The following is a 13,788-nucleotide window of genomic DNA, read 5'->3' as shown; positions in this document are numbered from 1 at the left end:
TGTCAAAATCGTGGCGCAGGCAAAAACTTTTGTCGTGCTGCGGCTTTCAGGGTTCAGGTCCGGGTCATGTGTGCAGTGCGGTGCGCATGATCTTCGCTCTTTTCCTGACTTCTAAGGCGCGAGCGTAGCTGACGGCTCCTTCCGGGCTGGTTCTGCGATCCGCCGTCCAAGCAGAAGGCACCATCGCAATGTTCGGCCTGTCGGCTTTATTTCTTGCGCGCTTCCAGTTCGCGTTCACAGTCGGGTTTCACATCGTGTTCCCGGCATTCTCGATCGGGCTCGCTGCCTATCTTGCCGTTCTTGAAGGCCTCTGGCTCAAGACCGGACGCAGCGCTTACCTGGACCTCTTCAAATACTGGCTGAAAATCTTCTCCGTCGTCTTCGCGATGGGTGTGGTTTCCGGTCTGGTCATGTCCTACGAGTTTGGCACCAACTGGTCCCAGTTCTCGCAGAAAGCTGGCCCCATCCTCGGCCCGATGCTGGCCTATGAAGTGATGACGGCCTTCTTCCTTGAAGCCGGATTCCTCGGCGTTATGATGTTCGGCCTGAACCGCGTGGGCAAAGGGCTGCATTTCGGTGCAACCTGCATGGTCTCGATCGGCACGCTGATTTCCATGACGTGGATTCTCGCCTCCAACTCCTGGATGCAGACGCCACAGGGCTACATCATTGATGAAGCTACGGGGCGTTTCCTGCCGGGCAACTGGTGGCAGATCATCTTCAACCCCTCCTTCCCGTTCCGCCTCGTGCATATGGGACTGGCAGCCTTCCTGTCCGTCGCGTTCATCGTGGCTGGCGTCGCTGGCTGGCACCTGCTGAAGGCCCGTCGTGAAGGCCGTCAGGCGTCCGAACAGGTCCGCCTGATGTTCTCCATGGCCATGTGGATGACCGCCATCGTTGCCCCGGTCCAGTTTCTGGCCGGTGACACGCAGGGTCTGAACACGCTGGAATACCAGCCTGCCAAGATCGCCGCGATGGAAGGTGACTGGGAGTCTGAAGGTCGCGCGCCGGAAATCCTGTTCGGTATTCCGGACATGGAAAACGAGACGACGCACTACAAGGTCCAGATCCCGCTCCTCGGCTCCCTGATCCTGACGCACAGCCTTGATGGCAAGGTGCCGGGCCTCAAGGACTATCCGAAGGATCTGCGCCCGTACTCACCCCTGCTGTTCTTCTCCTTCCGCATCATGATCGCGTTGGGTTCGCTCATGGTTCTGGTCGGTCTGTGGTCCCTGTTCCTGCGCTGGAAGGGCAGCCTGTACAACAACGCTCTTCTGCATCGCGTTGCGCTCTGGATGTCTCCGGCGGGATTCATTGCTCTGCTTTGTGGGTGGATCACGACGGAAGTGGGTCGTCAGCCCTACACTGTTTACGGTCTGCTCAAGACGTCTGACAGTGTGTCGGAAATCGCCCTGCCGAGCATGGCAACGTCCATGATCGCCTTCGTGATCGTGTACTTCATCGTTTTCACAGGCGGTATCACGATCCTGCTGCGCAGCTTTGCCCAGGAACCTCATTCGGGTGAAGAAGGTCCGTCCGAGCACGAGCCGCACATGTCTGCCGGTACGACGCAGGTGTCTCACCATCCCCACAATGCTGGTCTGGCGGAGTAAGCGATCATGACCGAATCCGCCGCCTTCTGGCTTCCCGTGGTCTGGGCCGTTCTCGCGGCCTCTGCCATCTTCCTCTACGTCATCCTTGACGGCTTTGACCTTGGCATCGGCGTCCTGTTCCTCAAGGAACGCGATCACGATCACCGCAACGTCATGGTCAACACGGTCGCCCCTGTGTGGGACGGCAACGAAACCTGGATGATCTTCGGGGGCGCCGCACTCTACGGCGTCTTCCCGGTCGCTTACGGCACGATCCTTCCCGCGCTGTACCTGCCGATCCTGTTCATGCTGCTGGCTCTCATCCTGCGCGGCGTCTCTTTCGAGTTCCGCTTCAAGATGAAGTCCGCACGGTCACAGCTTTTCTGGGACGCATCGTTCTGCGGTGGCTCCATCGTCGCGGCGTTCATGCAGGGCGTCATCCTTGGCACGCTCGTTCAGGGCATCCCGGTTCAGAACAACGTCTTCGTTGGTACCTCCCTTGACTGGGTCACGCCCTTTGCCCTGTTCTGTGGTGCTGCCGTGACCATCGGCTATGCGCTTCTGGGCTCCACATGGCTGATCTGGCGTTGTGAAGGTGAACTTCAGGACACGATGCGTCGCGTTTCCTACACGCTCGCTGGCCTGATGTTGCTGACGATCGTGGCTGTGTCCGTCTGGACGCCACAGCTTCACACGACCTACATGCAACACTGGCTCGAATGGCCGCAGCTTGCTCTGGTTCTGCCGGTTCCGGTGGCTGTCGTAGCTGTTGCCGGGGCACTGCTCCTGGGCCTGCGTAACCGCAAGTCGCACCTGCTGCCGTTCATCTCGACGCTCAGTCTGTTCTTCCTGTGCTTCTCCGGACTGGGGATCAATGTCTGGCCGTACATCGTACCGCCGACCATCACCATCTGGCAGGCTTCTTCCCCACCGAGCAGTCAGGCTTTCGTCCTTTTCGGCGCCATGTTCCTGCTGCCGGTCATTCTCGGATACACGATCTATTCCTATTACGTGTTCCGCGGAAAAGTGACGGCAGAGCACCACTACCACTGATTTTCCGGGAGTTCGGATCATGAGAATCGAGTACGGAAAACCCGATCAGAAAACAGGCCCTGTCGCCTGGATGAAACGGGTCGGGTGGTTCGTTCTTTTCTGGGCCAGCGGCGTTCTCGTCGTTGGCGTGGGAGCCGAACTCCTCAAGAAAATCATTTTCGGCGGTCATCACTGACCTGCCCCGGAACAAAAAACCCCGCCTTACAAAGGCGGGGTTTTTTATTACCGTCAGAACGTATCTTTCTGACGTCTCAATTCCGCAAAGCGCGCCACATCTGGCGCTCTCAGAAACGGATTTGTCGCCCGTTCGGTACCAAGAGACACCGGCAATGTCGGGCGTCCTGCTTCCAGAAGCCTTTCCACCTCGGCTGCCCTCGCCTTGAGCGCCACGTTCTCCGGATCAACATACAGCGCGAAAGCAATGTTGGAGCGCGTGTATTCGTGCCCCGCACAGACCAGCGTATCCTCTGGAAGAGCATCATAACGATGCAGACTCCGGAACAGCTCTTCCGCCGTCCCTTCCAGCAGACGCCCACATCCAGCGCTGAAGAGAACATCTCCACAGAAAAGCGCGGGCACTTCCGGAACAACATAGGACAGATGCCCCACAGCGTGGCCCGGCGTCAGCAGAACCTCTACGGCCACGTCGCCAATGAAAAACGTGTCTCCATCTTCGAGACCACGATCCAGTCGAGGCAGCCATTCCGGCTTCTGTGATGGACCGAAGACCTTAGAGCCATAGCGTTCTCGTAGTGCATCTACCCCACCTGTATGGTCCGCATGATGATGGGTCAGAAGAATCAGATCCAGCCGCCCCTCACCCAGAACATCCATGACCGGACCGGCCTCTCCCGGATCCACAACAGCACGGGTGCCGTCTCCTGCTGTCAGAAGCCAGACATAATTGTCTGACAGAACCGGGATAGACTGAATATCGAGTGACATGACGGTTCCTTTGGTCTTCGCTTGCTGATTAGATACATACCATGCTGACGCGCCTGACACGTACCCGTTCCGAAGATGCCGCGACCTTCTACGGAAGCCGGACAGGCACGCGCACTGCGGCACTTCTGAACCAGAGGTTGCAAACACTGGTGCCGGATCTGCAAACACGCCGCCTTCTCGGCATCGGTTATCCTGGCCCTTATCTCCCATCCCATGCAGCCTACGCTGTCTCAGCCCGCCTTCAGCATCCGCAGACACAAAATGCTTTTCCGCATACCGCTCAGGATTGCATGGTCGATAGCGGACGACTGCCTTTCGATGATCTGTCGATGGAAGCCATCATGGTTATTCATGGCATGGAGTTTACCCGATCAGCACCGGATTTCCTCCGGTCCATCTGGAAAGTCATGACAGATGATGGCGTCCTGATCCTCGTCGTCCCGAACCGGTCAGGCTGCTGGGCTCATACGGATGCAACCCCTTTCGGGCATGGAACACCCTTCAGCACAGGCCAGATCACGCGACTTCTTGAACAGGGACTGTTCCGCATCGAGCAGCATACGGGCGCCCTCATGACGCCCCCGGCCCTGCTTTCAGGCCTTTCAGGAGCCCTCCCCGAACGACTTGGAAAAATAGCCCGGTTTCCCTGTGCCGGCGTCCATATCGTGCTGGCCCGTAAAAACATTTATGCAGGCCTGCCTCTCGTGGAGGAAAAAAGCCGCGTGGCCATTCCCAGACAGGTTGCGGAACCTGCCTGAAAAACGCCTTCTTTGTGGCGAATTCTTGACCCAAACTCCCTGTGCCGTAAGAGTGCGTTCCATGTCGTTGATCCAGTCCTTCAAGCTCGTCCTGTCGCCGCCGCATCGCGCCGCGACTCCTTTCCTCGCCGCCGGTGCCCTCGTCGGGCTCATCGGTCGCGCGACGCCATGGCGCTGCACGCGCCTTCTCGGCAAGGCAGGCATCGCGTTCTCTGCGTTCTGCCTGTACTTCTTCCGTGACCCGAAGCGCACACCGCCGCCGGGTGCGAACCTGGTTCTGGCCTCAGCCGATGGCCGCGTGACAGGCGTTTCGCTGGTTTCGCCACCGCCTGCTCTGGAAATGGGCAGCACACCCGTCTGGCGCGTTTCGACGTTCCTGTCCGTGCTGGATGTTCACATCAACCGTATGCCAGCCGCCGGTCAGGTCACGAAAATCGCCTATCATGCAGGCAAGTTCCTGAACGCCAGCCTCGACAAGGCCTCCGAACACAACGAACGCAACGAAATCCGCCTGACCCTGCCGGATGGTCGCAATATCGGCGTCGTGCAGATTGCGGGCCTGATTGCCCGTCGTATCCTGTGCTTCGTTGAAGAAGGCGACCATCTGGAAGCAGGCGAGCGTTTCGGTCTGATCCGGTTCGGCTCCCGTACTGACGTGTATCTGCCACCAGGTGTTGAACCGATTGTCGTCGAAGGTCAGACCATGATCGGGGGCGAAACCGTCCTGGCGAAGCTCTGAGCCAGAACGCCTCCATGACCACTCCTGAAACGGCGGATATCTCCCGTCCTGCCCGCCGACGTCGCATCCGACGCAGGCTCCGCCGTATGGGACGGACTCCCCGCACACGCGTGCGGGGGCCGTCCTTTAACCGGCTGATTCCCAACATCCTGACCATGCTCGGCCTCTGCGCCGGGCTGAGCGGGATGCGCTTTGCACTGGAACACCAGTTCGAGCACGCAGCTGTCGCGCTACTCATCGCCGCCTGTATCGACGGCCTTGATGGACGGATCGCGCGCCTCCTACGCGGAACCACACGGTTCGGCGCAGAGTTCGACAGCCTGTCGGATTTCGTGTGCTTTGGCGTCGCCCCCTCTTTTGTGCTGCTGATGTGGTGCCTGGAAGATGCCGGGCGTTATGCTTTTGTCCCGTGCATCATGTTCACGGTCTGCATGGCGCTGCGTCTGGCCCGCTTCAATGCCAGCCTTGATGATGACGACAAGCCGGACTACTCCGCGAATTTCTTCACGGGCGTTCCCGCTCCTGCCGGTGCAGGCATCGTCCTGTTCCCGGTCTTTCTTGGGCTGGAAGCAGACCGCATGCACGCCGAAGGGCTGTCGGCTTTTGCGCGTGAACCGATCGTTTCCGCCATCTGCCTTATCCTGACGGCCCTTCTTCTTGTGTCCACACTTCCTGTGTGGTCGTTCAAGAACTTCAAGGTTCCAGCCCGATACGTACTGCCCCTGATGCTGGGAACCGGCCTCTATGCCGCTGTTCTCGTTGCTGATCCGTGGGGAGCACTGGCTGCGGCAGGTCTGTTCTATGTCGCCATTCTGCCGTTTTCCCGCCGTTCCTATCACCGGCTGAGAAAAGCCGCCGAAGATATGTCGGAAACGGTGGACGAAGAGCCCGCCTGAAACATAAAAAGCCGCCGGGACATCCCGGCGGCTTTTTTAATGCCTGACAAACCGGAAAATCCGGCTTCCCAGAAGTTTTTACTCTGTCACATCCCACAGCCATGCAGCGCCGCGAACGCCAGAGCTGTCACCATGCAGGTTCTTCACGATCGGCGTCGTGCAAACCGGCGTAATAACGTGCTTGCTCAACAGCGGCGGAACGCGGTCATAAAGCGATGCAAGGTTCGAAATCCCACCACCCAGAACAATAACGTCCGGATCAAGGAAGTTGATCGCCAGCGAACACGCACGGGCAAAACGCTCCATGTAACGGTTCAACGCTGCAATCGCAGCCTGATCCCCGTTCGCAGCAGCCTCTTCAATCCCAGCGGTGTTGCGGTTTCCTTCTCCCTTCCAGTCGGCAGCAAGAGCGGGTCCGGACAGGTAGCGCTCCATGCACCCCTTGTTCCCGCAGAAGCACGGGCGTGGTTCACCATCTTCCGGCAGAGGCCACGGAAGCGGAAGATGCCCCCACTCACCGGCAATGTGATGGCGACCTTCAATCACGCGGCCATTATTCACAATGCCTGCGCCCATGCCGGTCCCAACGATAATACCGAATACTGTCTGAGCCCCCTTCGCCGCGCCATCTGCTGCTTCTGAAAGAGCAAAACAGTTCGCATCGTTCTCGGTGCGGACCGGACGGGCCAGAGCGGATTCCAGATCCATGCCGAAAGGCTGATCATTCAGCCACGTCGCATTGGCATTCTTGATCAGGCCCGTTTCCGGAGAAATGGATCCCGGAATACCAATGCCCAGCGTGGACGTGCTCTGACCGGCGGAGACCCGGTGGCTTGGTACGGCCCCCAGACGATGGTCCACACTCGTTACGAGGTCACGGATCGCAAGAATAGCTTCCGGATAGACACCCGGATTAGGAATTCGCTCACGCAGGACAAGATCGCCCTGGCGATTGAGAACTGCAATCTCGATCTTCGTTCCACCAAGATCGATACCAAGGCGATAGTCAGCCATCTCATGCCCTGTACTGTTTTAACGGCCCCCGAAAAGGGGAACCAGAAACGGATTAACGCACTGTATGCGCCCGTCTGCTTGAACGGGAAAGCCTCTGCGGGCAAGCTACCCCATCACAAAAAATCAATATTTCTGTTTTTAGCCGGAGACCTGGGTACAGGAACCGATCTGTTTCAACGCCCGGCCAGCCGCTGCAAACCCAAAAGAATATCCTGCGGGGACGGCGGACAGCCAGGAATAGACCGGCGGACCTGAGTCAAAGCCCTGAGCCCTCCGAGCGTGGCATATCCCGATCCGAACACACCTCCGTCGACAGCACAGGCGCCTACAGCCACCAGACTTTTCCCCGGCGGCATGGCGTTCCAGACGCGCTCAAGCATTTGCACGCATGCCCGACTCATGGCCCCCGTCACCAGCAGCCAGTCTGCATCTGCCGGATCTGCCACACGCCTGAACCCATACCGCGCCAGCGCAAAAGCAGAACCACAAAGACTTTCCACTTCCATGGCACAGCCTTCGCAGCCACCGGTCTCCAGCACATACAGACTGATCATATCATTGTGTACGGAAGCCTCTTTGTCCACAGAGGCTCTCCAGCGTGACGCATCCATGAAAGCATGAAGGACACTGAGCGGTCCGGTCTTCTGAAACACACTCACATCGCCACTCCCGAGGGAGACAGAGCCAGAGACCTCAGAGCCGCAGGCAGGCTCTCCGGCAGTTCTCCCTTCAAAATATCCGGGAGAACAGACAGTAACGAAACCGCTGGATCACGGGCCTGAACGGCCTCGATCTTTCCGTTCCTGAGCCTCACCCAGTACCAGATATCGCCGCGGGCACCTTCCGCAGCACCAATGCCTTCCTGCGTCGACTCCGGTGCGGGCTCGTCATCATCCATGCCGATACTGCCCAGAATACGCTGGATCAGAGCCAGAGAGTCGCGGATCTCGTTAAGACGCAAAGCATCTCTCGCCGCGCCATCGCCCTCACTTGATCCTGTCGAGCGCAAAGCATCCAGCCGCATCCCGGCTTCCCGACGACGCACATCCAGACTCCGCCCCGAGGCTCTCCCCACCAGTCCACCAACTGCAAATTCCCGCGCCTGTGTCGGTGCCAGAACAGCAAGGCCCTTCAGTCGTGGTGCAAAAACGGATTGCAGTTCCCGGAGTTGGGCCATGCGGGGTTGCATTGCATTCACAACAGCCTGTGCCAGCGGAACGATTTCCAGTCCTGCGCGAAAACCATCACAGCGCACCAGATCCGTCAGGCGGCGGGACACACCCTGTTCAGCACAGGCGAAAGCAATCGCCTCACGCGCATGTTCGCAATGCGTCGCCAAAAGCCCCGCATCCACGGCTCTGGCCGTGCGCGCCATATCAAACAGATGAACAGACATCCGCTCGATTTCCAGCAGGATTATCCAGCAATCCCGAACACCCGGGCCAGGCTGCAAGCCGCGAGCCTGAGCCACAGCCCGGCAGAACGCGACCGGATGCGCCACAAATCCTCCGGCGGTCATCCGCGACACCAAAGGCAAAGCCTCCTCAGGTGTAAGGCCGATCATCCGGTGCAGCACACCCCGATGCGCCAGCCCCGCATTGAAGGACACCCCCTGAACTTTCCCGCGAGCAACGTCAAAAGACAGTTCCAGCGGACCCGTCAGCCCCGACTTTTCCGCAGACAAAACAGTACGCCCCGGAACAGGACCTGCCGTCTGACCGCCCGGGCCGGGACGGGAAGAGAGTGGCCACGTAGCTTCCCACACTCCTTCATCCAATGCAGGCTGCCCTTCCCCGGAGGCCCCCATCGCCTCAACACCCCAGAGATCATAAGCCACCCGCTCGCCCCATTCCGCCGCTGGAAAGCGGGAAGACGGCGCAAGGTAACGACGGTCTTCTACTGCCGTGCTCGCCATCAGGGTGCAATCGCCTTTAAGCAGCAGAACATAGACACGGTGTTCATCAGCCCAGCAGGACAGAAGCGGCAATGTCGCACCCGGGGCAGCCAACATGGCTTCCCACTGCTCTGCATCCAGAGAATAATGAGACAGCGCGACACGCTCCCCACTTCGGATAATCTTTCCCATGTCGCTCATGGCTGCCACCCCGGCGTTGGATGCCACGTCAGCAGCAGAGGCCCGCACAGCCCGATCGCGAGAAGGGCAGCCTCAACCACCGGCACAATCCCGGCTTTCAATGCCAGACCAGACGGCATCAGTTTGGAAAAGCGAACCTGCCTCAATCCCGGTAACAGGCACACAATCATGAGAGCAAGAAGGAACGGTTCAAGAGACCGACCTATTGCCAGAAGTGCGCAAAAGACCGGCCAAGGCACCATCCCATCGGCGACAGACCGGTAATGGTCAGCATCTCCCTCCCGTTCCAGCACAGCCAGACCAAGCGACGTCATGAGCAGAAGCACAATCGCGCTACCTTCCCCGACTGCTGCGGCAATCGCCCCGAGAGCCGCCAGAACTGGCAGGAACTGCCCTCGCCCTTTCGATTGCACGGCCATCTTCATGATGAGCGTCCCGAAGCCTGCGACCAGAACCAGCAGATGCACAAGCGCATGATGATCAAGCCGCAGCATCAGAAGGATCGCCGCAAAGCGCAGACCCGTGTCCAGCAACGCAGCCTCCGGCTCCGGAACGGGCGATGGCCCCAGCCCTGCCATCATGCAAAGACCAACCGTCAGCAGAACAGGCCCAAGCGGAGACTGCTCCATGGAGAGCAGCGACGCCCCCAGAACACCCAGAATGACGCCTCCCAGACGGGATCGGGCCATGTCCCAGACGATCGCTGCTTTCTGCGCCCCGCGGCCTTCCCGCCACGCCAGCAGAACAGTCCCAGCCCCACACAGCACCGTCACGGCGAATGCCGAATGAACATTCAGCGCCATCAGGGCGCACCCTGTCACCAAAAATGGCAGAATACGACCAGTTCTATCCCTTGCAGGAGGTAGCAGCAGCGGCATAACGGCCACGGCACAGGAGCAGGCAGCCGCCAATGCATCGGCGCCGGGCATCAACCAGACCGCAATCGGCGTCATGATCGCCCCGGCAATGGCGAATGTCAGACTGCTGGCGGGCTGACGGTTTGCAGGGGTAAGCATGAGCAGAAAGGCCGCCAGAAGCGGCCAGACCGTGACGGCGAACAATGTCCCGACCGGGGCAAGCGGATGCATCAGTTTTCCTCCACGCGGCGCCAGGCCAGACGCGGCAGCAAGGTCACGCCCAGCGCGCCCAGAACGGCCCAGAGCGCAACAGCTGCCGCAAACAGCGGCCAGGATTGCAAAATGCATGCCATAACGATCAGACCGTCAGCCGCAACCAGAAGACCCGTAAACTGCACAAGAGACGGCCCGAACGCCGCGCCACAAAGCCCGATCAGAACGACACCGGCACCAAGAACAGGCGCAAGTCCCAGACTGGCCCCGGAGAGACCCAGTGCCAGCAACAGCAAAAGAGCCCCCACGACAGGCAATACAGCGCCCCGGTCTGGCGCATGAGGCGCAAAACGTCGCAGCCAGATCCAGGCTCCAATATTCAATCCGACCAACGTAATAGACGTCAGCAACGCAAGGAGACCGCTACAGACCGTTGCCCCCGCAAACGCACAGACCAACCCGTACAGCGGTAATCCGCGTCCATCCCGGCCCAGGCCAGCCAGCGCCAGAAGGAGGAGAACGCCAAACCCGACAATCATGTCGCGAACCTCCCGGCCAGTGCCAGAAGAAGCGCCACCCCCGCAAACAGCGCCGTCAGCCTTTCGCTGCGCTCCTGCGCTGTCAGCCTCAATGCCACAAGCACCATCACCACAAGTAAGATACGCGCCAGAAGGGCCGCCAGCCCCACGAACCATCCCGAAAGGCCCGCATCACGCAACCCAACGGAAATGGGCAGAGCCAGATCAGCCAGCAGGACAATCCAGGCAAAATTCAGAACCTGCGCGACCTGCCGCGCCATATCGCGGGCCACCCGGTCCTTCATACCGTCCAGACGTAAAAGCATATCATCGTCACGAAGCGGCGGACATGAAATGGCCAAAGCCAGAACACAGGCCCCTAAAGCGCCCTCCAGTCCCGGGACGGGCTCAATATGCAACATCGCACAAAGCCCTCCCAGACCATCTGCCCCCGGAGCGGCCAGAGCAATCAGGGCTTCCGTCAAACACAACACCAGAACCGCAGGAAGAACGCGTCGCCCTTCATTCCGCAAGGAGGAACGTCCCAGCATGAGCCGTCCGACAAGAAGCAGAATGCCGACAAGCAGCGGGTTCGCCAACGAGATCAAGGCGCCTCCCGTTGTGACAGCAGGCAGAACCGCAAGGCTCAGCAGAGACATGGCGAGAACGAGAGCCAACCCGGGCGCCAAAGGCTGACGAAATACAGTGCGCCAGAAAAGCCCGGCATTGCGCACCTGCCGAGCAGGGCCGGACACAGCTTCACCGTTGATCCAACGCGGTAGTTCTTCCAGCAACCAAGCCATCAGCGGCGTCAACAGGAGCAGGAGAACACATTGAAAAAGCGTCTGGGCGACAGCAAGGAGGACAGCCGTCATCATGATGTCAGCCCTAGAATGGCCAGCACCAGAGCCAGCAGCACAAGCCACAGTCCAACAGCCATCCGCCGCGTCTCGGGCATGTTCCCGACTTTCAGGGTCATCATGGCGCGGAAACGTCCCCGCCCACCCACGATCAGACGACGAACAACCCACGGCAGAGCGGCTGGCTCTTCAAACAGGCCGGTTTCGCCCCGCGCAGTCTGAACCCGACCGGAAAATAGGCCCGCAAAGGCTTTTTCCAACCCACGCTCCACCCGCCATGATTTGACCAGCCACAGCCAGATTGCGCCTAGAAGAAGGACAATAGCTGGCAATCTGAGATGTGCGCCATCTCCGCCCCCCAAAGACCAGAAGGGCCATACCCATTCTCCCCCCACATGATGAAGAACCGGGCTGAAGACGCCAAACACGATCAGAGGCAGCACCATAGTTGCCAGAGCAATGATACCGACCGCCCCGGCAGGGCCGACAGGCAACGCGCCAGAATCTGGTCTACGCCCAACCGTCAGAACATCCACCAACGAAATCAGACCGATCAGAAGCGCAACAAACACCCCGACCACGCTCCAGCCCTGCACACCGGCAGCCAACCCAAGCGCGGCATGGATCCCAAGCCACAGCACGATAAATCCCGGCAACGGCGGAAAAGGCAGCCTGAGAATGGCCAGCACCGGAAGAAGACGAAGCACCGGGACGTACAGAACCAAAAGAGTCAGATCCAGCAACAGAGCTTCAAGGGCAATGCGGGCGCCCGTCGTCAATCCTTCATCCTGAGCTGCAATCACGAGCGTTGCCAGGATCGCTGGCCGAAGCAGTCCAAGATCCCCGGGCTTTTCCCCCCACAACGCACAACGCCCCAAAACAAGAAGCGTCATCGCGCCAAGGCCCGCCATGCAGACAATCGGGTTGATGGCCCCAGCGTGCCAGAGAACCGAAACGGCAAGAATGCCAGAGAGAGCCGGAAACAGCGCCCCATCGCGCGAACCGAGCGCAGACCAGTAAAGAACCGGAAACAGTGCCAGGAGGGCCATAGTACTGTCAGGAAGCAGAACGGAACACAGCAGCGCTGGCAATACCCACCAGAGCGGACAGGCCCTGCGTTCCTGCGTCATCCAGACGCCAAGAGCCACGGCAATGGCTGGACCTGACGTCGCAAGGATCGCAACAAGCGCCGCCGGAAGCGCAATCCGGCCACGCCCGGCCACACTGTCCCGATCCGCTTTCAAAACGGCAGGAACAGTCAATACTGCGAGGCACAGAGAGACCGGATCGGTATGAAACAGGGTCGAAAAATTGAACAGGGTACGGTCCGCTCCGGAAGTGGAAACGGGCCGTATCAGATCATGCCCGTCAGATCATGGCGAGAGATACCTTGCGTTGCGGCGGAGGAAAAGCATGATCCAGAACTTTCAGATCATCTTCCGTCAGAACAATCTCCAGACTGGCAACATTCGACAGCAGATGCTTCGGAGATCCAGCCTTCGGAATAGCCATGACATTCTCCCGCCGCATCACCCAAGCCAGCGCAATCTGCGCTGGATCAGCGGGCCCGGCAGAGGTCTCGTGTCGTCCGGCAATCTCCTTGAGAGCGAGATGCTGAAGCAGTTCCCCGCCCTGCCCCAATGGCGAATACGCCATCGTGACCACGCCTGCCTTCAGATCATGATCCAGCAGATCAAACTCGGTGCCACGGTGTTCCAGACTGTAGAGGATCTGGTTGATCTGGCAGGATCCTGAAAGGTCTTCGATTTCTTCCATGTCATCGACATCGAAATTCGAAACACCCCAGCCCCGGATCAGTCCGTCTTCCTGAAGGTCTTCAAAAGCCCGGATGGTCTCTTCCAGGGGCGTACCACCGCGCCAGTGCAGCAGATACATGTCCAGCCAGTCTGTCTCCAACCGCTCCAGTGAGCGGCGACAGGCCCGGCGCACACCGTCATACGATGCATTGGACGGCAGAACCTTGCTGACGAGATAGACATCATCACGCACGTCCGCGATGGCCTCGCCGACCAGCTTTTCGGACCGGCCATTGCCATACATTTCCGCCGTATCAATCACACGCAGACCGGCTTCCAGCCCTTTGCGCAGGCTTTCGATTTCCGAAGAGCGACGATCTGCACTGTCTCCGACATTCCATGTTCCCATTCCAAGGGCTGGAACGGTGGTGCCGTTGCGGAGCGTAACGGTTTTCATAAGGCGTCTCCCGGGAAGAACTCAGTCACACAAC

The 13,788-nt window shown here is 59.4% G+C and carries 15 protein-coding genes; 6 read left to right on the top strand and 9 right to left on the bottom strand.

All coding sequences use genetic code 11. The features are described 5' to 3' along the window. The first annotated feature begins 188 nt into the window (after positions 1–188). From J4P41_RS05960 to J4P41_RS05950, 3 genes are read left to right on the top strand one after another with little or no spacing between them, the layout of a single operon-like run. On the top strand, positions 189–1,613 hold the full coding sequence (locus tag J4P41_RS05960) for a cytochrome ubiquinol oxidase subunit I (RefSeq protein ID WP_426066413.1): 1,425 nt from the start codon (positions 189–191) through the stop codon (positions 1,611–1,613). 6 nt (positions 1,614–1,619) lie between these two features. Next, on the top strand, positions 1,620–2,645 hold the full coding sequence (gene cydB / locus J4P41_RS05955; protein ID WP_426066412.1) for a cytochrome d ubiquinol oxidase subunit II: 1,026 nt from the start codon (positions 1,620–1,622) through the stop codon (positions 2,643–2,645). 19 nt (positions 2,646–2,664) lie between these two features. Next, positions 2,665–2,820, top strand: coding sequence for a hypothetical protein (locus J4P41_RS05950; RefSeq protein WP_007282826.1), 156 nt, complete (start codon positions 2,665–2,667; stop codon positions 2,818–2,820). Positions 2,821–2,873: 53 nt separating this feature from the next. Here J4P41_RS05950 and gloB read toward each other — a convergent pair whose 3' ends face one another. Further along, positions 2,874–3,590: a hydroxyacylglutathione hydrolase gene (gloB, locus tag J4P41_RS05945; RefSeq protein WP_062016992.1), complete on the bottom strand. Its 717-nt coding sequence runs from the start codon at positions 3,588–3,590 to the stop codon at positions 2,874–2,876. Positions 3,591–3,631: 41 nt separating this feature from the next. Here gloB and J4P41_RS05940 point away from each other — a divergent pair, with 41 nt between their 5' ends. From J4P41_RS05940 to J4P41_RS05930, 3 genes are all read left to right on the top strand, one after another. Then, positions 3,632–4,348 (top strand): methyltransferase, encoded by a 717-nt coding sequence (locus J4P41_RS05940; RefSeq protein ID WP_426066411.1) that lies wholly within the window; start codon positions 3,632–3,634, stop codon positions 4,346–4,348. A 61-nt stretch (positions 4,349–4,409) separates the two neighbouring features. Continuing rightward, on the top strand, positions 4,410–5,087 hold the full coding sequence (locus J4P41_RS05935) for a phosphatidylserine decarboxylase (RefSeq protein ID WP_010501976.1): 678 nt from the start codon (positions 4,410–4,412) through the stop codon (positions 5,085–5,087). Between the two features lie 14 nt (positions 5,088–5,101). Beyond that, positions 5,102–5,983: a CDP-alcohol phosphatidyltransferase family protein gene (locus J4P41_RS05930; RefSeq protein ID WP_034880465.1), complete on the top strand. Its 882-nt coding sequence runs from the start codon at positions 5,102–5,104 to the stop codon at positions 5,981–5,983. Positions 5,984–6,061: 78 nt separating this feature from the next. On the opposite strand, the gene J4P41_RS05925 is transcribed toward J4P41_RS05930, so the two are convergent. From J4P41_RS05925 to J4P41_RS05890, 8 genes are all read right to left on the bottom strand, one after another. Beyond that, complete coding sequence (locus tag J4P41_RS05925; protein ID WP_010501980.1) at positions 6,062–6,997, bottom strand: ROK family protein; 936 nt, start codon at positions 6,995–6,997, stop codon at positions 6,062–6,064. A gap of 173 nt (positions 6,998–7,170) precedes the next feature. Next, positions 7,171–7,656 carry an NADH-quinone oxidoreductase subunit B family protein gene (locus J4P41_RS05920; RefSeq protein WP_426066410.1) on the bottom strand — a complete coding sequence of 162 codons (486 nt, stop codon included), beginning with the start codon at positions 7,654–7,656 and terminating at the stop codon, positions 7,171–7,173. Then, the gene (locus J4P41_RS05915; protein WP_426066409.1) at positions 7,653–9,092 is read right to left on the bottom strand and encodes a hypothetical protein; all 1,440 of its coding nucleotides are present in this window, start codon (positions 9,090–9,092) and stop codon (positions 7,653–7,655) included. Before J4P41_RS05915 ends, J4P41_RS05920 begins: the two co-directional genes overlap by 4 nt. After that, a complete protein-coding gene (locus tag J4P41_RS05910; protein WP_426066408.1) occupies positions 9,089–10,180 on the bottom strand; it encodes a hypothetical protein in 1,092 nt (363 codons plus the stop codon). The genes J4P41_RS05915 and J4P41_RS05910 overlap by 4 nt, the downstream gene beginning before the upstream one ends. Then, complete coding sequence (locus J4P41_RS05905; protein WP_426066407.1) at positions 10,180–10,701, bottom strand: hypothetical protein; 522 nt, start codon at positions 10,699–10,701, stop codon at positions 10,180–10,182. Before J4P41_RS05905 ends, J4P41_RS05910 begins: the two co-directional genes overlap by 1 nt. Further along, positions 10,698–11,558 (bottom strand): hypothetical protein, encoded by an 861-nt coding sequence (locus tag J4P41_RS05900; RefSeq protein WP_426066406.1) that lies wholly within the window; start codon positions 11,556–11,558, stop codon positions 10,698–10,700. The genes J4P41_RS05905 and J4P41_RS05900 overlap by 4 nt, the downstream gene beginning before the upstream one ends. Then, complete coding sequence (locus J4P41_RS05895) at positions 11,555–12,802, bottom strand: hypothetical protein (RefSeq protein WP_426066405.1); 1,248 nt, start codon at positions 12,800–12,802, stop codon at positions 11,555–11,557. Before J4P41_RS05895 ends, J4P41_RS05900 begins: the two co-directional genes overlap by 4 nt. 106 nt (positions 12,803–12,908) lie before the next feature. Beyond that, positions 12,909–13,754: an aldo/keto reductase gene (locus J4P41_RS05890; RefSeq protein ID WP_426066404.1), complete on the bottom strand. Its 846-nt coding sequence runs from the start codon at positions 13,752–13,754 to the stop codon at positions 12,909–12,911. Positions 13,755–13,788 lie beyond the last annotated feature (34 nt).

Origin of the sequence: Gluconobacter sp. NFX36 (assembly GCF_049887835.1) — a bacterium.
Lineage (GTDB): Bacteria > Pseudomonadota > Alphaproteobacteria > Acetobacterales > Acetobacteraceae > Gluconobacter > Gluconobacter japonicus_A.
Note: the sequence above shows the minus strand (reverse complement) of the source record. Positions and strands in the feature narration are given on the sequence as shown.